Here is a 21,110-nt window from a genome sequence, read left to right on the forward strand (position 1 = left end):
TTGCTCAGATCGGAACGGTGCTGGTGAACATCGATGCGAACCTGCTGGTGGCGCTGGACGCGTTGCTGGCCGAACACAGCGTCACGCGCGCGGCGGAGCGGCTGCGCACGTCCCCGGCGGCGATGAGCCGCACCCTGGCCCGGCTGCGGCGGCTGCTGGGCGACCCGCTGCTGGTGCGCGCGGGGCAGGCGATGGTGCCGACGCCGCGAGCGGAGGCGATGCGCGACGAGGTGGCGGCGGTGGTCCGCCGCTGCGGGGCGCTGCTCTCCCCCGGCGAGGACGTCGACCCGCTGACGCTGCACCGGACGTTCACGGTCCAGGCGGCCGACATCGTCGCCGCGGCGCTGGCCCCGGGCCTGCTGGACCTCGCGGCTGCGGAGGCCCCCGGGGTGTCGGCGCGGTTCCGGGCCGAGGAGCTGGAGGGCGGCCCGGCCCTGCGCGACGGCCAAGTCGACCTCGAGGTCGGGGCCCTGGACCACGCGGACCCGGAAACCCGCACGGAACCCCTGGTCACCCTGCACATGGCGGCGGGGGTCCGCGCGGGCCACCCGCTGACCGAGGGCCGCCTGACACCGGCCCGCTTCGCGGCGGCGTCGCACGTGGTGGTGAGCCGCCGGGGCCGCTTCACGGGCCCGGCGGACGCGGCCCTGGCGGACGTCGACCTGCGACGGCGGGTGGTGGCGGTGCTGCCCAGCCACCTGACGGCGATGACGCTGGCGGCGCGGACGGACCTGGTGTGCCTGGTGCCGGGCGGCGAGACCGGCCCGATGACGGAGGCGGCCCGCGCACTGGGGCTGCGGCTGCTGGAGGTGCCGCTGCCGCTGCCACCGGTGGTGATCGGGATGGCGTGGCACCCACGGAACTCCGCGGACGGCGGACACTCCTGGCTGCGCTCGGCGGTGCGGCGGGCCCTGGGCGAGGAACTCCGCTAGTGGCAGCGCGGTAACCCACCGGCGCCGGCCGCGGGACAATCGTCCGGTGACCGACTCCGGGGTAGCCGATCGGGCCGCTTTGCTCTCGCGGCTGAAGCGGCACTGGTGGCGGATCGCGCTGGTCGTCGCCGCCGTCGGCGTCGCCGCGTTCTCCTGGGAGCACCCCTTCGCGGCCTTCTTCGGGCTGCTTCCGATCATCGCCTGGTGCTCCCTCGCGACGGCACCGCGAACCGGCGTGCTCTTCGGGCTGGTGCTGCTGCTCCTGCTGGCCTGGTTCACGGTGCCGCGCGGGCTCGAGCTGGCCGGGCCGCGGGTGCCCGCGGCGATCGAGGTCTACTGGTTCCACACCGCTCTCGCGGCCGTCGTCGGCGCCGTCGGGATGCTCGTCGAACGGCAGCGTCCCAGCTCGCTGCTGCTCACCATGGTGGTCGTCGGGTTCGTGGCGGCCGGCGTCGTCGTGTTCTCGGAGTGGGAGGCGCCGCCCGGGGACGAAGGCGTCGCACCCGGGCCGTCGCAGCTGACGGTCGTGCGGACCGTCGGCTGCGGGTCCGGCGGGTGCTGGGGTGTCCTGGACGCCACCGGCGACCGCGCCGCCGAGGTGATGCGCGACTACCTCGTGCCGCACGGTTTCACGCCGGCGAGCGAGATCGACGGGGTGCCCCGGCTCTGCCGGCGCACGGGCGTGCTCGTGACGCACGAGGTGTGCGCGGAGCTGCGGACCCGGTCGGCGACGGCCGTCCGGGTCGAGTGGTACGTGAACTGACGCGCGGCGGCTCGCCGGGGAGCCACCGCGCGTCCGGTTCAGGCCGGCGCGACCGCGCGGCCCGTCTGCGGGGAGATCATCCCCGCGCACAGGCCGCGGGAGGCCAGCCCCTGCGCGATGCGCGGGATCGCCGTCCGGGTGTTGGCCGGCCACTCGTGCATCAGGATGATCTGGCCGTTCTGCAGCCGGGCGTTGGCCGCGACGATCGCGTCCACGCTCGCGCCGTTCCAGTCCTGCGAATCGACGTCCCAGATGATCTGGGTGAGACCGTACTTCGCTTCGACCGTCCGGAGGGTCGTGTTGGTCTCGCCGTACGGCGGCCGGAACAGGCGCGGGGTGCCGCCGCCCGCGCCGGCGATCGCCTGCTGCGTCCGGGAGACCTCCGAGTCCACTTGGGACTGGCTCTGCTGGATCAGGTGCGGGTGCGTGTAACTGTGGTTGCCGACCCACATCCCGGCGCTCACCTCCGCCCGCACCTGCGCCGGGTACGCGGCCGCGTACTGCCCCTCGTTGAACATCGTCGCGCGCAAGCCGTTCTGCCGCAACGCGTTCAGCAGCGCCGGGGTGTTACCGTTGGACGGACCGTCGTCGAAGGTGAGCCCGACGTACCCGGAACAGGCGGCCGCGTGGGCCGGGGTGACGGAGATCGTGCTCGCCGCGGCCAGCACGGCGGCGGCGACCAGGGATTTGCGCATGATCAGCCCACCGTCAGGTTCGAGTTGCCGCTGCTCTGGTAACCCTCGGTCGCGAGGATCATGTAGTAGCTGAAGTTGCCGAGCCGCATGCCGTAGCGCGCCCACGCGTCGAAGTGGTTGCCGGTGGTGATCGTGCCACCGGTCCGCTTCTGCTGCCGCACGCTCCAGTACTGGTTGAAGGTCTTGGTCCCTTCGACGGACGGCGCGTTGTACCGCGTCGTCTGGTAGACGTCGTAGGTGCCGCCGTCACTGGTGACGGTGCCCTTGTAGGTACCGGTCGGCCGGTAGGTGCCCCAGTTGTCGACGATGTAGTACTCGACGAGCGGGTTCGACGTCCAGCCGTAGAGCGCGAGGTAGCCGTTGCCGGAGGGGTTGAAGCTGCCGGAGTAGTTCACGGTCCGCCGGCTCCCGTTGCTCCACCCCTTGCCGGCGACGAAGTTCCCGGTGTTGCTCCAGGAGGTGCGGTAGTTGCCACCGGAGCCGAGCGTCATCGAAACCGAGCCACCACCATCGGTCCAGAAGGAGTAGTAGTAGCCGTTGCTGGTCCCGGTCTGGTTGGTGGTGACAACGGTGTCGGCGTGGGCGACACCCGGCGTCAACGCGGCGATCAGCGCCAGGGCGACCCCGCCGGTCAACGCCCTGAAGCGGCCGTGGTTCTTGGTGCGCATGCTTCCTCCTCATTGAGGCTGGCAGGCAAGCCAGGATGACGGAAGCATGATTTCCGCACGGTTGGTTGGGCAATAACTTTCGAAGATTTTCGAGAGTTTCGAGCCGCGCGCAGCGGCTATTGCGAACGCCGTTGACTGCGCAGGTTGTGTGGCCGTACCGCGGGCTGGGCCGCGAGGACGCCGGCGGTCCCTCGCCGACCACGCTCGGGTCGCTCGCGCGCTGGTGGCGTTGGTCCGGTCCCTGGCGGCGACCGGGAAGCACACCGAAGCGGCGACCGAATCCCGTCAGACGATCGCGCTCGTCGCCGAGCTGGACGAGAAGGTCCGTGCCCATGTCCGCGAACACTTCTCCGGACTGGGTCTGTGGCCGGCGGCCGATCCCGGAAGCGGCTGAGGCCGTGCGGCTGCCCGCGAATCTCCGCCCTGCTGCGGTACTGACCGCAGCAGGGCGGATCCGCGGCCACGGCTACTCCCGCAGCCCGATGGCGTCGATCGGCTTGGCTCGCAGCGCTACCCGGGTCGACAGGCCCATCGACAGCAACCCCAGCAACACCGCACCCGCGATGATTCCCAAGTAGACGGTCGGCGCGCCTGATGGCACCACCGTCCCCCGCAGGCCCATGTTCAGCAACGCCAGCGGTACCAACGGAACCAGCGTCCCGACGACCGCCGCGACCCCGACCGTGGCCAGTGCCTCCAGGCGCATCATCCGGATCACCTGGCCGCGCGTTGTGCCCACCAAACGCATCAACGCGAACTCTCGGCCGCGCTGGGCGGTGCTCATCACCAGTGTGTTGGCCACCGAAATCGCCACGTAGCCGATCAGCACGCCGACCGCCACCAGGTTCAGGTAGAACTGGGCCTGGCGCTGGCCGCCCGTTTCCGGGGATGCCGCGGTGAAACCCAAGCCCGGGTAGCGCTCGGCGACCGCGCTCAAGGCCGCGGACACGGCCGAGGGGTCCGCGGTGGGCGAACGGCGGACCAGGACTGAGTCGTCCAGCTGGTCACCGGTGTGCGCACGAGCCAGCGACGCAGGCAGCACGAAGTCGCCGAAGGCCAAGTCGTGCGTGTACGTCGCGACCAGGCGGAGAGTGGCCGGAACCCCGTCTCCGTAATAGAACTCGACCTGGTCGCCGATCTTCTTGCCCAGCCAGCTCGCCTCCGACTCGCTCAGCGCCACCGTGTCGCCTCGCAGGTCCGCCAGGCGGCCGGCCGAGATGCCCAGGTCCAGGGTCGCGCCGGCCTGGTCGCCCAGCAGGCCCTGCGCCGGCAGGCTCTGGACGTCGATGTCTTCGCCCGTGGGCGTCGCCACGATCACCTGGGTGCGCACCACCGGCGTCGCCGCCGCCACGCCCGGGACGCGGCGGACCGCTTCGGCCACCTCCGGGGAGATGCCGCCCGCCGGGCTCGTGAGCACGTAGTCCGCCGTGGTCGATCGCGCCGTCTGCTGCTCGGCGGCCGCCGAGGCCGACGTCTGGCTGTAGAACATCGACAGCGCGAACGCGACCGCCAGCATCAGCGGGGTCACCGCCGCCGCCAGCCGGCGCGTGTTGGCCTGGCTGTTCGCCGCGGCCAGGTAACCGCTGATCCGCGACACCCGCGACAGCACCGGCGCGAGCACCCGCACCATCAGCCCGACCACCTGCGGCCCCACGACCGCCAGCCCGATGACGGTCACGAGCGTCGCCATCGACGACGCCGCCGTGCCCGCGTCGCCGTGCACGAACAGCGGGACCGCCGCGCCGCCGAGGCCGATCAGCACCAGCGCCCAGCCCGTGACGAGCCGGACCTTGCCGAGCTCACGCCGCTCCACCGCGGCCTCGCCGAGTGCCTCGACCGGCTTGATCGTCGACGGCCGCCGCGACGCCGTCCAGGCCGCCAGCCGCGCCGCGCCCAGGCCGAGGACCACCGCCGCCACCAGCGGGAGCGGGCCGATCACCAGGCCGAAGTCCGCCGGGATGACGCCGATCGCGGCGAACGCGTCGCGCATCCCGGCGGCGACCGCCAGCCCGAGCAGGCTGCCGAGCACGCCGGCGACCAGCGCGATGAGCGTCGTCTCGACGCCGATGAGCTTGCGGATCTGCTTCGGCGTCGCCGCGACGGCCCGCAGCAACGCGAACTCGCGCCGGCGCTGGTTGATCGTGAGCGCGAGGGTGCTCGCCACCACGAACACCGCCACCATCAGCGCGAACCCGCCGAACGAGCCGGCGATCGCGAGCAGCAGCGTGCGGGTCTGGCTGACGTCGAGGAACTCGACGGTGCTGCGCTCGACGCCGCTGGTCACCTCGACCGGCGCCCCGGCCGTCGCGGTGCGCACGCGGTCGGCGAGCGCGTCCGGAGCGACACCCGGGCCGGCCAGGACGCCGATCGCGTTCACCTGGCCCGGCCGAGCGGCCAGGTGAGCGGCCTGCGACGCCGTGAAGAACAGCGCCGACTGTCGCGACAGGTTGGCGGCGGTGGCGACGCCGGACACCCGGAACGGCACCGGCGTCGACCGCGTCATGACGCGCACCTGGTCGCCGACGACGACGCCGGCGCGCTGGGCCAGGTCGGCGTCGAGGACGACCTCGCCGTCGGTCGCCGGCGCCCGGCCGGCGCTCAGTGTGAACGGCGCCAGGACCGCCGCGTCCCAGTTGTGCCCGAGCGACGGGACGCCGGTCAGCACCTGCCCGTCGCGGGTCACCACCTGCGCCGGGAAGCTCTGCTCCGCCACCGCGGCGCGGACGCCGGGGACCGCGGCGAGCCGGCCGGCCAGGTCCGCGGGCACGGTGGCCTGCTCGGCCACCTGCTCCGACGACAGCGCGTCGGCGCCGGGCGGCCGCACCGACTGGGTGCCGCCGACGACGACGGCCGCGGCCGCGTAGCGCTGCGTCGGGACGCCGGCGCGCAGGCCGGACTCCATGAGGATCCCGCACGCGGCCACCAGGGCCGCGCCGCACAGGATCGCGATGAACGCGCCGGCGAAGCCGCCGATGCGCGTCCGGATCGTCTGCAGGGCCAGGGTCAGCACGGTCACCACTCCCCGAGGTGCGTCATGCGCTCCGCGACCCGCTCGGGCGTGGGCTGCGTGAGGTGGCCGGCGAGCTTGCCGTCGGCGAGGAAGAGCACGCCGTGCGCCGCTGATGCGGCGACCGGGTCGTGCGTGACCATCAGGACGGTCTGGCCCATGCCTTCGACGACGGCGCGGAGCAGGTCGAGCACCTGCCGCCCGGTGCGGGTGTCGAGCGCGCCGGTCGGCTCGTCGGCCAGCACGACCTCGGGCCGGGTGACGAGCGCCCGCGCGATCGCGACGCGCTGCTGCTGCCCGCCGGACAGCTCCGAAGGCCGGTGTTCGAGCTTCTTCGCGATGCCGACGCCTTCGACGATTTCGCGCAGCCAGTGCGGATCCGGCTTGCTGCCGGCCAGCCGCGTCGGCAGCGTGATGTTCTGCAGCACGTTCAGCGACGGCAGCAGGTTGTAGGCCTGGAAGACGAACCCGATCCGGCTGCGCCGCAGCTGCGTGAGCGCGGTTTCCTTCAGCTTGCCGATCTCGGTGTCGCCCAGCAGGACCCGGCCCGACGTCGGCCGGTCGAGCCCGGCCGCGCAGTGCAGGAACGTGCTCTTGCCGGAACCGGACGGCCCCATCACGGCGGTGAACGTCCCTCGCGGCACCCCCACGGACACCCCGTCGAGCGCGGTGACGGCGCCGTCGCCGCGGCCGTACACCTTCCGCACCTCGGCCAGCTCCAGCGCATACCCTGTGGTCATCACGATCCCTTTCGTTCTGTAGCACCAAAACTAGGTTCGTGGCGGCCTCCGTTCGATCCCGTGGGGAGGTGGATCCGGGGTAGCGCCTGCACCACCACGGCGGTGGGGTGTGCCTCGGTGGGACACTGGCGGCGTGACGACCCGCTTGCGTGCCTGCTGGTCGGCGGTGCGCTACCTGCTGGCCGGGGCGGCGACGTCGCTGTTGTCGATCTTCGCCCTCGTCGGCCTGCTCGTCGTGCTCGTGCTGTGCCCGTTCGGCATCGGGATCCCGTCGGTGGCGCCCGCGATCCGGCTGTCGCGCAAGGTCGTCCGGCTCGATCGCCGCCGCGCCGCCCGCGCGCTCGGCGAGCCGATCCCCGAGCCCTACCGCGACGGCAACCCCGTGACCGACCCGGCGACGCGCCGTGACGTCGCGTGGCTCGCGCTCCACGCGGCGACCGGGATGCTCATCGGCGCGCTGGCGATCGGCCTGCCGCTCGGCGCGGTCCAGCAGGTCGTCTCGGCCGCCGTCTGGCCCGCGGTGCCCGGCGGGATCGAGGCGTCGATGGGGATCCTCGTGCACTCGTGGCCGACCGCCGGGCTGGCCGTGCTCAGCGGCGTCGTGATGGCCGCGGTGACGCTGTTCCTCGCGCCGGTGGTCGCCCGCTGGCAAGCCCGTACCGCGCGGTCGCTGCTCAAGCCCGGCGCGGGCGTCGTCCTGGCCGACCGCGTCGCCGAACTGACGGCGACCCGGGCCGCCGCCCTGGAGGCGCACGGTGCCGAACTGCGCCGCATCGAGCGTGACCTGCACGACGGGACGCAGGCGCGGATCGCCGCCGTCGTGCTCCAGCTGGGCATCGCGGGCCAGCTGTACGAGCGGGATCCGGACACCGTGCGGGACCTGCTGGTCAAGGCGCAGGACACCGCGACCGACGCGCTGGCCGAGCTGCGGACGGTCGTGCGCAGCATCTACCCGCCGCTGCTGAGCGAACGCGGGCTGGCCGGCGCGGTGCGCGCCCTCGGCGAACGCAGCCCGGTGCCGGTCGCGCTCACCGTCGAGAACGACGCCGGACGGCCGGCGGCGGTCGAGGCCGCCGCGTACTTCGTCGTGGCCGAGGCGCTGGCCAACGTGACCAAGCACGCCGACGCGTCGAAGATCGAGATCACCCTCGGCGGCCCCGCGGGCCTGCTGTCCATCGACATCCGCGACGACGGCCGCGGCGGTGCCGTGGAGACCGGCGGCAGCGGGCTCGCCGGGATCCGGCGGCGCGCCGAGGCCTTCGACGGGACCCTCACCCTGACCAGCCCACCCGGTGGGCCGACCGAGCTGCGAGTGGAGCTGCCATGCGGGTCGTGATCGCCGAGGACGACGCCCTGTTGCGCGAAGGACTTTCGCTGCTGCTGAAGACGTCGGGCATCGAGGTGGCCGCGACGTTCGACAACGCCGAGGACTTCCTCGAGTTCGTCGGGACGGACCGGCCGGACGCCGTCGTGATGGACGTGCGCATGCCGCCGACGCACCGCGACGAGGGGTTGCGCGCCGCCGTCCGGGCCCGCGAGATCCACCCGGGCCTGCCGGTGCTGGTGCTCTCGGCCCACGTCGAGACGAGCTACGCGGTCGAGCTGCTGGCCGACGGCGTCGGCGGGGTCGGCTACCTGCTCAAGGAGCGGGTCGGCAAGGTCGAGCGGTTCCTCGACGCGCTGCAGCGGGTCGCGAAGGGCGGCACCGCGATGGACCCCGAGGTGATCGGCCAGCTGATGGCCCGCAGCCGCGCGAAGGACCCCCTGGACGCGCTCACCGCGCGCGAGCGCGAGGTGCTGGCGCTGATGGCCGAGGGCTACAACAACGGCACCATCGCCGAACTGCTGGTCGTCAGCGACGGCGCGGTGCTCAAGCACATCCGCAACATCTTCCAGAAGCTCGACCTGCCCTCGGACGAGGGCGGCCACCGGCGCGTGCTGGCCGTGCTCGCCTACCTCGGCCGCGACAGCTGACGCTCGGCGGTAGTGCAGGCGCTACCCGGATTCCGGGTGCGCAGGCCAGTGAATCGCGCCGCGGCCGCTTCTAACGTTCTGCCCATGGAAAACGACACCACTGCCACCACCCGCTCGGCCGCCCCGCTCCTCTGGCTGGTCCTGGTCATCAGCGCCGGAACCAACGCCGTCGGTTCCGTGACAGGGCTGGATTTCACCCTCCGCATGGTCGCCGGCTCGGTCGCCCTGGTCTGCACCATCCTGCTGATCACCCATTACGTCCGCCGCCGCAAGGCCAGGTAGTCGCCGAGGCGCGCCGACGCGTCGAGCATGGCGACACCCTGGGCCGTGAGCCGCGTCTGCCAGCCGGCCAGCGCGCGGGACAGCTCCTCGGTACCGCCGGCCGTCCGGATCTGCTCGACCACCGTGGCGATGTGCCCCAGCGGGTAGCCGCCGCGGCGCAGGAGGTGGGCGAGGTCGGCGTCGCGGACGTCCTCCGCGCGGTAGACGCGGTAGCCCGCGGCGTCGCGCGCGGGCGTCAGGATGCCGGCCTGCTCCCAGTTCCGCAGCGTCGCCGGCGTGACGCGCAGCCGGTGCGCCAGCTCGCCGATCGTCCGGGCGCCGGGGTCCGGCGCGGGTTCCGCCGTCAGGTCGCCCACCGCGCGGCGCACCGAGCCGAGGGTTTCGCGGTCCCGCAGCAGCCGGGCGTGGCCGCGGTCGATGGCCAGCAGGGCGTCGTCGAGGTGGCCGTCGTGGAGCGCGAGCATCACGCGACCGGCCGTCGGGTGGCCGTATCCCCTGATCAGGGCCAGGTAGGCGCGCAACGCGGCCGCGTGCGTCCCGGTGTAGATCCGGTAGCCGCTCGGCGTGCGGTCCGCGGGCGGGAGGAAGCCGTCCGCCTCGTAGTTGCGGACGGCCTGGGTCGAGAGCCCGTGCTCGCGGGCCAGGTCGGCGGGTCTCATCGAGTTGAGACTTTACCGAGCCCGGCTTAGGCCAAGTCTCAACCGTTCTTTCAACGATACGCTTGAGCCTCATGAGTCAGGACATCCGAGACTTCGCCCCTGCGTCGTGCACCCTGCTGGGCTACGGCGAGCCGTCGCACCAGGAACCGGCGTTTCCCTTGCGGCGCAACGCACTCTTCGCCCAGCTGGCCGGCCACGGCTTCCGCTCGATCGCCCTCGAGACCGACCGGGTGGCCGCGCTCGCCGTGGACGGTTTCGTCCGCGACGGCGCCGGCACCCTCGACACCGCGATGAAGGAAGGCTTCTCGCACAGCTTCGGGGAGCTGGACGCCAACCGGCGCCTGGTCGCCTGGATGCGTGAGCACAACGAGCCCCTCCCGGCCGCGGAACGCCTGGCGTTCCACGGTTTCGACGCGTCCACCGAGATGATGAGCGCGCCCAGCCCGCGGCGCTACCTCGAACACGCCCGCGACTACCTGGGCCTCGACGTCGACGTCGCGAGCCTGGCCGGCGACGACGACCGGTGGAGCCGCACGGAAGCCGTCATGGACGCGGCGGCCTCCCCCGGCGCCACGCCGGCGGCCGACGCCCTGCGCGCGATCGCCGACGACCTGCTGACCACGCTCCACAGCCGCGCGCCGGAGCGGATCGCGGCGACGTCACGCGCCGAGTGGGTCCGCGCGCGGACGCACCTCACCGCCGGGCTCGGCCTGCTGCGCTACCACAAGCAGGCGGCGATCGACGGCGCCGAACGGTATTCGCGCCTCAGCGGCACCCGCGACGCGATCATGGCGCAGAACCTGCTCGACATCCGCGACCTCGAAGCCCAGCGGGGGCCGACGATGGTGTTCGCCCACAACAGCCACCTGCAGCGCGGCACGAGCACCTGGAACTCGGCGGTGGCGAACCTCGTGTGGTCCGGTGCCGGCGCCATCGTGGGGTCGCTGCTGGGCGAGCGGTACGTCTTCGTCGCCGGGAGCGTCGGGCGCAGCGAGGCGCTCCGGCTCGGGGAGCCCGAGCCGGAGACCTACGAGGCTTCGCTGCAGGACCGCGTCGACGGCTGGGGCCTGGTGCGCGCGGTCGAGCCCGGCCGCACGCGCACGGACGCCATCCCGGAGACGGGTTACTTCCCGCTCACCCCCGAGGTCCTCGACGGCGCCGACGCGGTCCTGCACATCAGCGCGACCACCTGAGCGATCGCGATCAGGACGACGGCCGTCCGGACCGGCGCCGCCACCGCCCCGAGCACCGGGCCGGCGGCGGCGCCGACGTTCAGCGCCGCCGTCGCGTACGACCCCGCCATCGTCGGCGCGCCCGCCGCCAGCCGCAGGATCCGCGCGATCACCGTGCTCCCGACGGCGAACGACAACGCGCCCTGCGTGAACGCCAGGACGGGCAACGCGGCCGGGACCAGCGCCAGCACGACCCAGCCCGCGAGCAGCAGGAACCCGCCGATCGCGACGACCTGGCCAGGCCACCGGTCGGCGAGCCGGCCCGCCGCGGTCACGCCGGCGAAGCAGCCGGCGCCGAAGATCGCGAGGACCAGCGGCACCGGCGCGATCCCGGCGGCCAGCGGCGCCAGGGCCGTGAAGACGCCGAACGTGGCCGCGTTGACCAGGGCACCGAGCAGCAGCGTCCCGGCGAGCGTCGGTCGTCGCAGCTCGGCGAGTTCCTTACGCAGCCCGGACGGCTTCGCGGTCGCGGGAGTGCCGGGGATCCGCGCGACTCCCGCGACCGCGGGCACGCACAGCAGCGCGACGGCCCAGAACGCCGCGCGCCAGCCGAACGCGGCGCTCAGCAGCGCGCCGCCGGGAATGCCGGCGACGCAGGCGAGCGTCGTGCCGCCGAGCAGGACGGCCAGCGCGCGGCCCGTCCGGTCCGGCGGTACGAGACCGGCCGCCGCGGTCAGCGCGACGGCCAGGAAGCCCGCGTAAGCCACCGCGGCCACCGCCCGCGTCACCAGCAGTACGGCGAACGATCCGGTGAGGCCGCCGACGACGTGCGTCGCGACGAACACCGCGAGGAAGCCCAGCAACGCCGTGCGACGCCGCCACGAACGGGCCACGGCGGCCATCAGCGGCGCGCCGGCGACCAGGCCGACGGCGAACGCGGACGTCAGGAAACCGGCCTGCGCCGGGGAAACCCCCAGCGCGCCGGCGATGTCGGGCACCAGCCCGGCGAGCATGAACTCGGACGTGCCCATGGCGAACACGCCCAGGGCGAGGAAGTAGACAGGAAAGGGCACAACAGGCTCCAGGGATCACGAGATCGGCAGACGACTTCGTGGTCACCCGGGGACCCGGGCACGCGGGTGGTGAAAGGAGCGAGCTACCGGGCTGCCGGGGCGACCGACAGCCCGGTCCTGGACGCTTCGGGGCTCGACACGCGTCCGACGATACCGTGGGCCCATGTTCGAGCAGGAAGTCGCACGCGTGGACGCCGTCCTGGAGCCGATCGCGAACGCCCCGTTCGACGGGGAGCCGTTCGAGGTGGTCCTTCCGCCCGGTGCGCGGGAAGTGCTGCGCGCCCTGCTGGACCACTACGCGACCGGCGACGACGACGCCCGGGCCGAGGTCCGCGCGTTGTTCGAGCGGTACCCGTCGTTCCGCTGGGCGGTGTCCCTGCCCGACGCGGACTTCCGCACCCGGCTGCTGCACATCTCGGCCTGCGACCAGGGCGCCGACCCGCGCGACGAACTCGTGGCGCTCAACGCCCTCTGCACCGCCGCCCGCGCCGACGGCGTCGACATCCGGCCGGTGCTGCGGGAGGTGGCGGCACTGTCGAGCCCGGTGGACAAGTACGGCATGGGCTCAACCCGGGACTTCCTCTTGCGCAGTGCGGGTTAGCTACGCCGTCCTCGCGCCGGGTGGTCTGCCGCGGCTCGTCGTGAGTGTTTAGGGCGGTTCTAACCGCCCTAAACACTCACGACCGGAAGCTGGCCCGGTAAGCGTTCGGGCTTGTTCCGACGACTCGCTTGAACCGCTCCCGGAACGCCGTCGCTGAGCCGAAGCCCACCTCGCCCGCTATCCGGTCCACCGCGTGGCCCGTCGCCTCCAGCAGGTGCTGCGCGCGCCGGACGCGGACCCGTAGCAGCCACTGCAGCGGCGTCGTGCCCGTCTGCTCGCGGAAGCGGCGGTTGAGCGTCCTCGTGCTCATCCCGGCGTACGCGGCGACGTCCTCGAGGGTCAGCTCCTTCGCGCAGTTCTCCTCCATCCACGTCAGCACCGGCTCCAGCGCCGAGCCGCGCGGGGTCGGGGGCTGGTCGTGGACGATGAACTGGGCCTGGCCACCTTCGCGTTCCAACGGCATCACCGACAGCCGGGCCGCGTCGGCCGCCACCGCCGAGCCGTGGTCGCGGCGGATCAGGTGCAGGCACAGGTCCAGCCCGGCCGCCGCGCCCGCCGACGTCAGGAACTGACCGTTGTCGACGTAGAGGACGTCCGGGTCGACGTCGATCGCCGGGTGCCGCCGGGCCAGCTCGGCCGCGCCGACCCAGTGCGTGGTCGCGCGGAGGCCGTCGAGCAGGCCGGTCTCGGCCAGGATGAACGCGCCCGAGCAGATCGACGCGATCCGCGCGCCCCTCGCGGCGGCCCGCCGCAGCGCGTCGAGCACTTCGGGAGCCACCGGCGGGTTCGCGTCGCGGCCCGGCACGATGACCGTGTCCGCGTCGTCGAGCCCGTCGAGGCCGAACGGCGGCCGCAGGGTGAACGCGCCCGCGTCGACCTCGGGGCTCGCGCCGCAGATCCGGACCTCGTACCCGCGACGCCCGCTCGGCAGCAGCGTCCGGGAGAACACCTCGATCGGCGTCGCCAGGTCGAAGGGGACGACCCGGTCCGGCGCGAGGACGGCCACGATGTGCATGCCGTCCACGATAGGCCCGGCCTACCCGGCCGCCGGCGGCTCCGGGCGGAGGCTGCGCAGCATCAGGTTGGCGAAGTGCTCGCCCACCTGCTCACCCGACAGCTCACCCTCGGCGTGGTACCACATGCCGAGGCGGTGGATCGCGCCGTAGTGGTAGTTGATGACCAGGTCGGCCGGGACGTCTTCGCGGAAGACGCCCGCTCGCTGGCCTTCCTCGACGAGGTCGCGCACCCGCTCGTGGTAAAGCCGGCGTTCGGCACGCACCTGGACCTGTTTGGACTTTTCGAGCAGCGGGAACGACTGGAAGAACACGGTCGCCGCGTCGAGGTCCGCAATGGACGTCACCACGACGTCGGCGATGATGGCGTGCAACCGTTCCGGCAGCGGCATGTCCGACTCGGCGATGGTCCGCATCCGCTGGGTCTGCATCCGCAGCATCGCGCTGTAGATCTCGAACAGCAGGTCGTCTTTGGACTCGAAGTAGTGGTACAGGCCACCTTTGGTGACGCCGGCCGTCTCGACGATCTCGCGGACCGTCGTGGCCTCGAACCCCTTCTCGGCGAACAACCGCACCGCGGCCCGCATGACCTTTTCCCTGACCGCCATGTCTTCACCTTAAGTGAGGGGGTGGGCCGGCTCGCGCGGCGCCGCGAGCCGGCCCACGTTCCTCTACTTCCCCAGCAGGTTCACCTGGTCGGGGGTGGCGCGTTCGCCGCTGTACGGCGTGATCGCGCCGGTGCCCCGGTCGGTGACGGCCGGTTGCTGGATCACCGTCGTGGTCGTGTCCGGGTTGATCTTGAACACGTACCCGCCGGTGTACCCCGAGTGCGAGTCCTTCGAGAATCCGAACGGCGTCAGGCCCGGTCCTTTGAGGGAACCGGAACTCATGGCTTCGACGATCTTCTGCCGCGTCGGGTCGGGCCCGGAGGCCTTGAGCGCCTGCGCGAACGTGTAGGCCAGCACCATGCCGTAGAACAGCGTGTTGGTGAGCTGCTCCTTGGGGATGTACTTGTCGTGGATGCCCTTGAAGTAGGCGACCCACGGGTCGGACGTCTGCGCGACGTCGGGCAGGTAACCGGTGCCGATCAGCCCGTTCAGCAGCTGCGCGCTCGACACGCTCGCGCCGCCGCGCTTGGCGAAGTCCTGCAGCAGCCCGGAAAGCGTCGCCGGGTCGGCGCCGATGCTGCTGACGACGAACTGCGGCTTGTAGCCGATCTTCGCCGCGGCCAGGATGGACAGCGCGGTGAACGCCGGGATGCACTCGCACACGACGACCTCCGCGCCGGCCGCCTTGAGCGCGGACAGCTGCGGTGTGACGTCGGTGTTGGCGCTGTCGTAACCCTGCTTGGCGACCGTCTGGTCCTTGATGAACTGGTCGAGGCCGGCCTGGGTGTCGCGGCCGACGTCGTCGTTCTGGGTGAAGTAGCCGACCTTCTTGCCCGCGAAGGTGTCCTTGATGTACTTGCCCTGGATCTTGCCCTCCCGGGTGTAGTCCAGTTGGTACCCGAAGGTCATCGGCGCCTTCTGCGGGTTGTCCCAGGCGAGCGCGCCCGACGACACCAGCAGGTCCGGCACGCCTTCGGTGTTCAGGTAGTCGACGACCTTGGAGTGCGTCGGCGTGCCGAGGCCGCCGACGATCGCGAACACCTTGTCCTGCAGCACGAGCTTCTTGACGACCTCGACGGTCTTGGTCGGGTTGTAACCGTCGTCCTCGACCTTGTAGTCGATCTTGCGGCCGTTGATCCCGCCGCCGTCGTTGATCGACTGGAACACCGCGCGGGCGCCGACGGAGATCTTGCTGTAGCCCGGCGCGGCCGGCCCGGTGAGCGGCTGGTGGGTGCCGATCACCACGGAGTCCTTGGTGACGCCGACCGCCGAGTCCGCGGCCTGCGTGCCGCTGGTGTCGGACTCCCCCGCACCGCCGCACGCGCTCAGCGCCAAGGCCAGGACCGCGATTCCCGCGACGGTTCTAGTGCTTCTCATGGGTCTCCTTTTGCTCGGCGGATCGACGGAGAAGTCCTCGCAGCCGGCTGAAACCGCCCTGGATGCCGCGCGGGAAAGCGAGCACGACGACGATGAGGATCACGCCGTACACCGCGAGCGGGAGGTTGTTGGCCACGTCGGTGTTCAGGTGCAGGGCGTCGGCGAGGTCTTCGGACCACGCCTGGAAGTAGACGAGCGCGATCGCGCCCCACAGCGCGCCCCAGAGCGACCCGAGCCCGCCGAGGACCACGGCGGCCAGCAGGCTCAGCGACAGCGCGGGGGTGAACGAGCCGGGCGCGGCGGTGCCGAGCAGGAACGCCTGCAGGCCACCGGCTAGCCCGCCGCACACCGCGCTGATGAGGAACGCCAGGATCTTCGTGCGCCCGACGTGGATCCCGCTCAGCGAAGCGGCGACCTCGTCGTCGCGGACGGCGCGGAAGGTGCGGCCGAGCTTGCCGCGCACGATGTTCACCACGAACACCAGCGCGATGAGCACGCTGAGCCAGACGATCCAGGTCTGCCAGCGCAGTTCCGGCACCACGCCGACCAGGCCGGCCGGTCTGCTGTGGACGGTGAAGCTCAACCCGTTGCTGCCGCCGAGGAAGTCCTGGAACCGGCGGGTCAGCGCGGGCAGGCCGACGGCCAGCGCGAGCGTCGCCCCGGCGAGGTACGGCCCGCGCAGCCGGGCCGCGGCGGCCCCGGCGAGCAGCCCGCCGAGACCACCGGCGGCCGCGGCGAGCAGCAGGTCGGCCCACAGCGGGAACGCCGGGACCCGGCGCACCAGCAGCGCGACGGTGTACGCGCCGATGAACATGAACGCGCCGTGGCCCAGGGAAACCTGGCCAGTGAGGCCGGTCAGCAGCGTCAGCCCGGCCACCGCGATCAGGTAGTAGCCGACCGTCGCGATCCGCAGGTTGGTGAACTCGTCGGTGACCAGGGAGAGCACCACGACGACGGCGAGCGCGCCCAGCGCGGCCAGGATGTGCAGGACCAGGGGCGGCAGCCGGCGCTTCCCCGCGCGGGCGGGCGAACCGGCCGGGGCCTCCGGGAGACTCGTGCGCACGCTCACACCCGCCTCGCCTTCGCGCGGCCGAACAAGCCGGCCGGCCGCAGCGTCAGCACGATCACCAGGATCGCCAGCGCGGCGATCGTCACCGTCTCCGGTCCGAAGTAACCGGACACGTAGGACAGTCCGACGCCGAGCACGAACCCGCCGGCGATGGTGCCCAGCGGGTTGTCGAGCCCGCCGAGCACGGCCGCGGTGAGCGCGTAGACGAAGACGCCGTCCAGGACGTTCGGGAACAGGAACGGCGGGGTGGCCAGCAGCCCGGCCAGCGAGCCGACGGCCGCCGCCATCCCCCAGCCGACGGTGAGCATCACCCCGACCCGCACGCCGAGGGTGCGCGCGACGTCCGGGGCGAACGCGGCCGCCCGCATCCGCAGGCCGAGCGGGGTGTACTTGAACACCACCAGCACGAGCGCGGCGATCGCGAGCACCACCAGCACCACGAAGAGGTCATTGGCGGAGAACCGGCCGACGAAGTCGAAGGCGTACGGGTACGCCAGCGGCTCGTTGGACCAGATCATCCCGGCCACGGCCTGCAGCACCAGGAGCAGCCCGAGGGTGACGATGATCGAGCTGAGCTCGGAGCGGTGGCGCAGCGGGCGGATCAGCAGCCGTTCGGTCACGACGCCCAGCAGCGTCCCGGCCACGATCGCGACGGCGAAGCCGAGCCAGTAGCTGCCCGTCCCCTTGGTCACCGAGTACGCGAGGTACGTCGAGATCAGGGCGAGCGCGGGCTGCGCGAAGTTCACCACCCGGGTGGCCCGGTAGATGATGACCAGCGCGAGCCCGAGGGCCGCGTAGACCGCACCGGCGGAGATCCCGCCGAGGGTCAGGTCGAGGAATTCCTGCATACCGGACCGTTCACCTCCCGTTTGATGGTCAGCAGCGTCAGAAGCCGAGGTAGGCGTGGCGGAGGCCGTCGTCGGCCAGCAGCTCCGCCGCGGTGTCGACCGCCACGACGCTGCCGAGCGCGAGGACGTACCCGTTGTCCGCGATGGACAGCGCGCTGTGCGCGTTCTGCTCGACGAGCACCACGGTGAGCCCGGTCGAGGCCCGCAGGTCACGCAGGATCCGCATGATCCGCGCGGTGATCAGCGGCGCGAGGCCGAGCGACGGCTCGTCCAGCAGCAGCAGCTGGGGCCGGCTCATCAGCGCCCGGCCGATGGCCAGCATCTGCCGCTCGCCGCCGGAGAGCGTCGCGGCGAGCTTGGCCGAACGTTCTTCCAGCGGCGGGAAAAGCTCGAACACCTCGCGTTTCGCGGCCGCGCGGTCGGCGCGGTCCCGCCGCCACAACGCGCCCAGGCGGAGGTTCTCCTCGACGGTCAGCTCGGTGATCACGCCACCGCCTTCGGGCACGTGCGCGACGCCGCCACGCGCGATGCGGTCCGGCGCCCGGCCCCGCAGTTCCGTGCCGTCCCAGGTGATCCGGCCTTCGCGGGCCGGTTGCAGGCCGCTGATCGTGCGCAGCAACGTCGTCTTGCCCGCGCCGTTCGCGCCGAGCACCGCGGTGATGCCGCCGCGGTCGACGGTCAGGCTGACGCCGTCGAGCGCGCGGACGGCGCCGTAGGCCACGGAAAGGCCCTCGATCTCAAGCACCGGTCGCCTCCTCGGCGGGGTCGCCGAGGTAGGCCTCGGCCACGCGGGGGTCGGCCTGGATCTCGGCCGGGGTGCCCGCGGCGATCACCTCGCCGAAGTTGAGGACCACGACGCGGTCGCAGACCTGCATCACCAGGTCCATGTGGTGCTCGACGAGCACCACCGCCATGTGCCGCCGCAGCGACAGGATCAACGTCGTGAGCTCGACCAGCTCGGCGGCCGAGAGCCCGCTCGCCGGTTCGTCGAGCAGCAGCAGGTCCGGTTCGGCGACCAGCGCGCGGGCCAGCGCGACGCGCTTGCGCACGCCGTAGGGCAGCACACCGGGCAGCCGGTCGGCGAGGTCGGCGATGCCCAGCTCCGCCAGGGTCGCCCGGGCCCGGTGGGCGAGGTCGGCCTCGTCGCGGGCCGAGCGGCCGACACCTGCGAGGGCCGGGAGCACGCCGGAACGAGCGTGCCGGCCCGCGCCGGCCATCACGTTCTCCAGCACGGTCAGCCCGGCGAAGAGGCCGAGGCCCTGCAGCGTGCGGACGATCCCGAGCCCGGCGAGGTGCTCGGGGCGGTGCCGGACCAGCGGCGTCCCCCGCCAGAGGACGCGCCCGGACTGGGGGCGGACGAAGCCGCAGATGACGTTGAACAGCGTCGTCTTGCCGGCGCCGTTGGGGCCGATGACGCCGACGACCGTGCCCTCGTCGACGCTCAGCCGGACGTCGCGCAGCGCGGTGAGACCACCGAACCGCACGGTGAGGCCGTCGACCACGAGCAGGCCCTCGCCGGGAAGTGTCATCGATGACCCCTCTAGTTCTCACCATGTGGACCAGTCCGTACCGCGCGGTCGGTATGAAGAGGGTGGGGCGCGGCGCCAGCCGTGTCAAGGTGCGAACCGGCAACATCCGGATCTTCCGGGCCGGTCCGAAAATTTCGCGAAGCACGGCCTCGGCGGGAAGCGGCGACGTCCGCGAAACGACCGAAGGCGGGTGCGCAGAGTGCGCACCCGCCTTCGACGGTGGAAACCTCCGGGATCAGCCGGTACCGGACTGCGGCGCGATCATCTCCGAGGCGTCGACCTTCGTCTGGATGATGCCCAGCTGCTGGAGCAGGTCCGGCACGCGCTGGATGCGGCGGGCGTCGAGCGTGGAGCCGAACGTGGGCATCACCATCAGGCTCGCGACGTCCTGGTCCACCCGGGCGTTGCGGACGACCAGCGGCTCGATCCGGCCGCGGTCCACCGAGTCGCGGGTGGCCTTGAGCATCGCGCGCTGGAACGCCGCCATCGTCCTGGGGTGCTCCTGGACCCACTTGCCGGTGGCGCCGAAGCCGGTCAGCGGGAACGACTGGGTGCTCCCGCTGGCGGCGTCGACGACCGGGTACGCGCCGGCCACCTTGGCGGCCTGGGTGAGGAACGGCTCCGGCTGGTACGCGGCGTCGACCTTGCCCTGGGCCAGCGCGGCGCCCATCTCCGGCAGCGGCATCGGGACCCACTGCACCTTGCTGAAGTCGATGCCGTGGTCGCGCATCACCGACCGGGTCAGGATGTCCGACGCGGCGTTCTTCGAGCTGATCGCGATCCGCTTGCCGCCCAGGTCGTTCACGGTCTTCACCGGCGAGTTCGGCACGGTGACGACCTCGTTGCTGAGCGGGCTCGCCGAAGTCGCGTCGGCCACCAGCCGGACGTCGGCGGAACCACTGCTCTTCGCCAGGAAGAACAACGTGTACGTGGACAACGCGATGTCGTCCTGGCCCTTCGTCATGCGCGTCAGCGATTCCTGGCCGCTGGCGGCGAGGTCGGTCTGCACGTCGAGGCCTTCGGCCTTGAAGTAGCCGCCTTGCTGGGCCAGCCACAGCGTCGCGAGGTCGACGGCGGTGAAGATGGCGACCCGGATGGCCGGTTTCTCGACGTCGCCACCCGCGGAACCGCTTCCGCCCGCCTGGTTGCAGCCGGCCAGCAAAAGCCCGGCGGAAAAGAGCACAGCGAACCGCCGTAACGAGGCGCGTCGGAACATGACACTCCCGGAAAACACTGGACAGATCAGGGAAACCGGCCGGTATGGCCGTGATCTGCCGGACTGTAGATGACGCTTTCCACAGCCGCAAACGTGTTGCCGACAAAAGAGAACACGTTATTTCCGGAAAAGGATCACCGGACATCGTTCAGTGCGGAGCACGCAAGCAACCCACCAATACACCGCCACGGAAATGAGCAACGGCAAATTGCAATCGGCGTTTTCCCGTCGAGGACGATCCCGATGTGCGCGCGGTCGGTCATCGGCTGACCCGCGCCCGGCGCAGGCGGCGCGTCCACCGGGCGACCAGCCGGCCGAGGCGCTCCTCGGCCCGGCGGCGGTCCCGCTCGTTCTGGCAGGTGGCGGTCCACAGCTGGCTGACCGGGATCATGACGGCTCCTCTCGCCGGGGGCTTCCGGCAGGACGACGCCGTGGTCCGCCCGGATCGACAGAGTCCGGAGAAAGTTTCCGGGACCCTGTCGATTCCGGCCCGCGGCCGCGTCGGGTGGGTGAGAAGCTGCACCGGACGATCAGGAGGAGCCTTGCGGTACATGCTGATGATCTGCGACGACGGCGCGGAGCTGTTCAGCCCGCCCGAGATCGACGCCCAGCCCGAGTTCGTCGCTTGGCTGCGCGACGTCGAAGCCCGCGGCGCCACCCACAAAGGGACGCTGCTGCGGCCGCCCGCCGAAGCCGTCACCGTGCGGGTGCGCGACGGGCAGCGGCTGACGTCGGACGGCCCGTTCGCCGAGACGAAGGAATGGGTCGCCGGCTGCGAGGTCGTCGAGTGCGAGGACCTCGACGAGGCCATCGCGATCGCGTCCGCCCACCCGTCCGCCGGGCGGTTTCCCATCGAGATCCGGCCGTTCTGGGAGGACTGAGCG

24 protein-coding genes are annotated in these 21,110 nt (G+C 72.1%); 9 read left to right on the top strand and 15 right to left on the bottom strand.

The window, feature by feature from the left end; genetic code table 11:
• The first annotated feature begins 29 nt into the window (after positions 1-29).
• Together OG570_RS03900 and OG570_RS03905 are read left to right on the top strand one after the other, a co-directional pair.
• Positions 30-932, top strand: coding sequence for a LysR substrate-binding domain-containing protein (locus OG570_RS03900; protein ID WP_326959858.1), 903 nt, complete (start codon positions 30-32; stop codon positions 930-932).
• Positions 933-978: 46 nt separating this feature from the next.
• The gene (locus OG570_RS03905; protein ID WP_326955629.1) at positions 979-1,695 is read left to right on the top strand and encodes a hypothetical protein; all 717 of its coding nucleotides are present in this window, start codon (positions 979-981) and stop codon (positions 1,693-1,695) included.
• A gap of 38 nt (positions 1,696-1,733) precedes the next feature.
• Here OG570_RS03905 and OG570_RS03910 read toward each other — a convergent pair whose 3' ends face one another.
• On the bottom strand, positions 1,734-2,390 hold the full coding sequence (locus tag OG570_RS03910) for a polysaccharide deacetylase family protein (protein ID WP_326946602.1): 657 nt from the start codon (positions 2,388-2,390) through the stop codon (positions 1,734-1,736).
• A 2-nt stretch (positions 2,391-2,392) separates the two neighbouring features.
• Positions 2,393-3,058, bottom strand: a complete 666-nt coding sequence (locus OG570_RS03915; RefSeq protein ID WP_247061506.1) for a glycoside hydrolase family 11 protein — start codon at positions 3,056-3,058, stop codon at positions 2,393-2,395.
• A gap of 223 nt (positions 3,059-3,281) precedes the next feature.
• On the opposite strand from OG570_RS03915, the gene OG570_RS03920 reads away from it, so the two are divergent.
• Positions 3,282-3,452 carry a hypothetical protein gene (locus OG570_RS03920; RefSeq protein ID WP_326955630.1) on the top strand — a complete coding sequence of 57 codons (171 nt, stop codon included), beginning with the start codon at positions 3,282-3,284 and terminating at the stop codon, positions 3,450-3,452.
• Between the two features lie 72 nt (positions 3,453-3,524).
• On the opposite strand, the gene OG570_RS03925 is transcribed toward OG570_RS03920, so the two are convergent.
• Together OG570_RS03925 and OG570_RS03930 are read right to left on the bottom strand one after the other, a co-directional pair.
• Complete coding sequence (locus OG570_RS03925; protein ID WP_326959860.1) at positions 3,525-6,068, bottom strand: ABC transporter permease; 2,544 nt, start codon at positions 6,066-6,068, stop codon at positions 3,525-3,527.
• Positions 6,069-6,070: 2 nt separating this feature from the next.
• On the bottom strand, positions 6,071-6,805 hold the full coding sequence (locus OG570_RS03930) for an ABC transporter ATP-binding protein (protein ID WP_326955631.1): 735 nt from the start codon (positions 6,803-6,805) through the stop codon (positions 6,071-6,073).
• A gap of 133 nt (positions 6,806-6,938) precedes the next feature.
• Here OG570_RS03930 and OG570_RS03935 point away from each other — a divergent pair, with 133 nt between their 5' ends.
• The 3 genes from OG570_RS03935 to OG570_RS03945 all read left to right on the top strand — a co-directional run bounded on the left by OG570_RS03935 (position 6,939) and on the right by OG570_RS03945 (position 9,061).
• On the top strand, positions 6,939-8,141 hold the full coding sequence (locus OG570_RS03935; RefSeq protein ID WP_326955632.1) for a sensor histidine kinase: 1,203 nt from the start codon (positions 6,939-6,941) through the stop codon (positions 8,139-8,141).
• Positions 8,129-8,779: a response regulator transcription factor gene (locus tag OG570_RS03940; RefSeq protein ID WP_326946598.1), complete on the top strand. Its 651-nt coding sequence runs from the start codon at positions 8,129-8,131 to the stop codon at positions 8,777-8,779. Before OG570_RS03935 ends, OG570_RS03940 begins: the two co-directional genes overlap by 13 nt.
• 84 nt (positions 8,780-8,863) lie before the next feature.
• Entirely contained in the window at positions 8,864-9,061 is a 198-nt protein-coding gene (locus OG570_RS03945; RefSeq protein ID WP_326955633.1) for a hypothetical protein, read from the top strand.
• On the opposite strand, the gene OG570_RS03950 is transcribed toward OG570_RS03945, so the two are convergent.
• Positions 9,034-9,720 (bottom strand): TioE family transcriptional regulator, encoded by a 687-nt coding sequence (locus tag OG570_RS03950; RefSeq protein WP_326955634.1) that lies wholly within the window; start codon positions 9,718-9,720, stop codon positions 9,034-9,036. The genes OG570_RS03945 and OG570_RS03950 overlap by 28 nt on opposite strands.
• 71 nt (positions 9,721-9,791) lie before the next feature.
• On the opposite strand from OG570_RS03950, the gene OG570_RS03955 reads away from it, so the two are divergent.
• Positions 9,792-10,913, top strand: a complete 1,122-nt coding sequence (locus OG570_RS03955; RefSeq protein ID WP_326955635.1) for an erythromycin esterase family protein — start codon at positions 9,792-9,794, stop codon at positions 10,911-10,913.
• Here OG570_RS03955 and OG570_RS03960 read toward each other — a convergent pair.
• Complete coding sequence (locus OG570_RS03960; protein ID WP_326955636.1) at positions 10,844-11,965, bottom strand: Cmx/CmrA family chloramphenicol efflux MFS transporter; 1,122 nt, start codon at positions 11,963-11,965, stop codon at positions 10,844-10,846. The genes OG570_RS03955 and OG570_RS03960 overlap by 70 nt on opposite strands.
• A 163-nt stretch (positions 11,966-12,128) precedes the next feature.
• On the opposite strand from OG570_RS03960, the gene OG570_RS03965 reads away from it, so the two are divergent.
• Positions 12,129-12,566, top strand: coding sequence for a hypothetical protein (locus OG570_RS03965; RefSeq protein WP_326955637.1), 438 nt, complete (start codon positions 12,129-12,131; stop codon positions 12,564-12,566).
• Positions 12,567-12,642: 76 nt separating this feature from the next.
• On the opposite strand, the gene OG570_RS03970 is transcribed toward OG570_RS03965, so the two are convergent.
• The 9 genes from OG570_RS03970 to OG570_RS04010 all read right to left on the bottom strand — a co-directional run bounded on the left by OG570_RS03970 (position 12,643) and on the right by OG570_RS04010 (position 20,617).
• Entirely contained in the window at positions 12,643-13,581 is a 939-nt protein-coding gene (locus tag OG570_RS03970) for a GlxA family transcriptional regulator (protein WP_326955638.1), read from the bottom strand.
• Positions 13,582-13,602: 21 nt separating this feature from the next.
• Positions 13,603-14,187 carry a TetR/AcrR family transcriptional regulator gene (locus tag OG570_RS03975; RefSeq protein WP_326946591.1) on the bottom strand — a complete coding sequence of 195 codons (585 nt, stop codon included), beginning with the start codon at positions 14,185-14,187 and terminating at the stop codon, positions 13,603-13,605.
• 63 nt (positions 14,188-14,250) lie between these two features.
• Positions 14,251-15,564 (bottom strand): ABC transporter substrate-binding protein, encoded by a 1,314-nt coding sequence (locus tag OG570_RS03980; RefSeq protein ID WP_326946590.1) that lies wholly within the window; start codon positions 15,562-15,564, stop codon positions 14,251-14,253.
• Positions 15,551-16,627 carry a branched-chain amino acid ABC transporter permease gene (locus OG570_RS03985; RefSeq protein ID WP_326955639.1) on the bottom strand — a complete coding sequence of 359 codons (1,077 nt, stop codon included), beginning with the start codon at positions 16,625-16,627 and terminating at the stop codon, positions 15,551-15,553. The genes OG570_RS03980 and OG570_RS03985 overlap by 14 nt, the downstream gene beginning before the upstream one ends.
• Positions 16,628-16,629: 2 nt before the next feature.
• Positions 16,630-17,481 (bottom strand): branched-chain amino acid ABC transporter permease, encoded by an 852-nt coding sequence (locus tag OG570_RS03990; RefSeq protein ID WP_247061486.1) that lies wholly within the window; start codon positions 17,479-17,481, stop codon positions 16,630-16,632.
• A gap of 37 nt (positions 17,482-17,518) precedes the next feature.
• On the bottom strand, positions 17,519-18,226 hold the full coding sequence (locus OG570_RS03995; protein WP_326946589.1) for an ABC transporter ATP-binding protein: 708 nt from the start codon (positions 18,224-18,226) through the stop codon (positions 17,519-17,521).
• On the bottom strand, positions 18,219-19,010 hold the full coding sequence (locus OG570_RS04000) for an ABC transporter ATP-binding protein (RefSeq protein WP_326955640.1): 792 nt from the start codon (positions 19,008-19,010) through the stop codon (positions 18,219-18,221). The genes OG570_RS03995 and OG570_RS04000 overlap by 8 nt, the downstream gene beginning before the upstream one ends.
• A 235-nt stretch (positions 19,011-19,245) precedes the next feature.
• Positions 19,246-20,226 (bottom strand): ABC transporter substrate-binding protein, encoded by a 981-nt coding sequence (locus tag OG570_RS04005; RefSeq protein ID WP_326946586.1) that lies wholly within the window; start codon positions 20,224-20,226, stop codon positions 19,246-19,248.
• Between the two features lie 259 nt (positions 20,227-20,485).
• Entirely contained in the window at positions 20,486-20,617 is a 132-nt protein-coding gene (locus OG570_RS04010; RefSeq protein ID WP_326946585.1) for a hypothetical protein, read from the bottom strand.
• A gap of 160 nt (positions 20,618-20,777) precedes the next feature.
• Between OG570_RS04010 and OG570_RS04015 the strand changes: the two genes are divergently transcribed.
• Positions 20,778-21,107 (top strand): YciI family protein, encoded by a 330-nt coding sequence (locus OG570_RS04015; RefSeq protein WP_326959862.1) that lies wholly within the window; start codon positions 20,778-20,780, stop codon positions 21,105-21,107.
• Positions 21,108-21,110: the final 3 nt, after the last annotated feature.

The sequence above is a fragment of the Amycolatopsis sp. NBC_01286 genome (genome assembly GCF_035982555.1).
Lineage (GTDB): Bacteria > Actinomycetota > Actinomycetes > Mycobacteriales > Pseudonocardiaceae > Amycolatopsis.

Excerpts from the sequence above, each read along its gene's own strand:
- OG570_RS03910 (WP_326946602.1), bottom strand. The coding sequence starts at position 2,390 with ATGCGCAAATCCCTGGTCGCCGCCGCCGTGCTGGCCGCGGCGAGCACG.
- OG570_RS03975 (WP_326946591.1), bottom strand. The coding sequence starts at position 14,187 with ATGGCGGTCAGGGAAAAGGTCATGCGGGCCGCGGTGCGGTTGTTCGCC.
- OG570_RS03930 (WP_326955631.1), bottom strand. The coding sequence starts at position 6,805 with ATGACCACAGGGTATGCGCTGGAGCTGGCCGAGGTGCGGAAGGTGTAC.
- OG570_RS04005 (WP_326946586.1), bottom strand. The coding sequence starts at position 20,226 with ATGTTCCGACGCGCCTCGTTACGGCGGTTCGCTGTGCTCTTTTCCGCC.
- OG570_RS03950 (WP_326955634.1), bottom strand. The coding sequence starts at position 9,720 with ATGAGACCCGCCGACCTGGCCCGCGAGCACGGGCTCTCGACCCAGGCC.
- OG570_RS03915 (WP_247061506.1), bottom strand. The coding sequence starts at position 3,058 with ATGCGCACCAAGAACCACGGCCGCTTCAGGGCGTTGACCGGCGGGGTC.
- OG570_RS03970 (WP_326955638.1), bottom strand. The coding sequence starts at position 13,581 with ATGCACATCGTGGCCGTCCTCGCGCCGGACCGGGTCGTCCCCTTCGAC.
- OG570_RS04010 (WP_326946585.1), bottom strand. The coding sequence starts at position 20,617 with ATGATCCCGGTCAGCCAGCTGTGGACCGCCACCTGCCAGAACGAGCGG.
- OG570_RS04000 (WP_326955640.1), bottom strand. The coding sequence starts at position 19,010 with ATGACACTTCCCGGCGAGGGCCTGCTCGTGGTCGACGGCCTCACCGTG.
- OG570_RS04015 (WP_326959862.1), top strand. The coding sequence starts at position 20,778 with ATGCTGATGATCTGCGACGACGGCGCGGAGCTGTTCAGCCCGCCCGAG.
- OG570_RS03965 (WP_326955637.1), top strand. The coding sequence starts at position 12,129 with ATGTTCGAGCAGGAAGTCGCACGCGTGGACGCCGTCCTGGAGCCGATC.
- OG570_RS03945 (WP_326955633.1), top strand. The coding sequence starts at position 8,864 with ATGGAAAACGACACCACTGCCACCACCCGCTCGGCCGCCCCGCTCCTC.
- OG570_RS03980 (WP_326946590.1), bottom strand. The coding sequence starts at position 15,564 with ATGAGAAGCACTAGAACCGTCGCGGGAATCGCGGTCCTGGCCTTGGCG.
- OG570_RS03990 (WP_247061486.1), bottom strand. The coding sequence starts at position 17,481 with ATGCAGGAATTCCTCGACCTGACCCTCGGCGGGATCTCCGCCGGTGCG.
- OG570_RS03940 (WP_326946598.1), top strand. The coding sequence starts at position 8,129 with ATGCGGGTCGTGATCGCCGAGGACGACGCCCTGTTGCGCGAAGGACTT.
- OG570_RS03955 (WP_326955635.1), top strand. The coding sequence starts at position 9,792 with ATGAGTCAGGACATCCGAGACTTCGCCCCTGCGTCGTGCACCCTGCTG.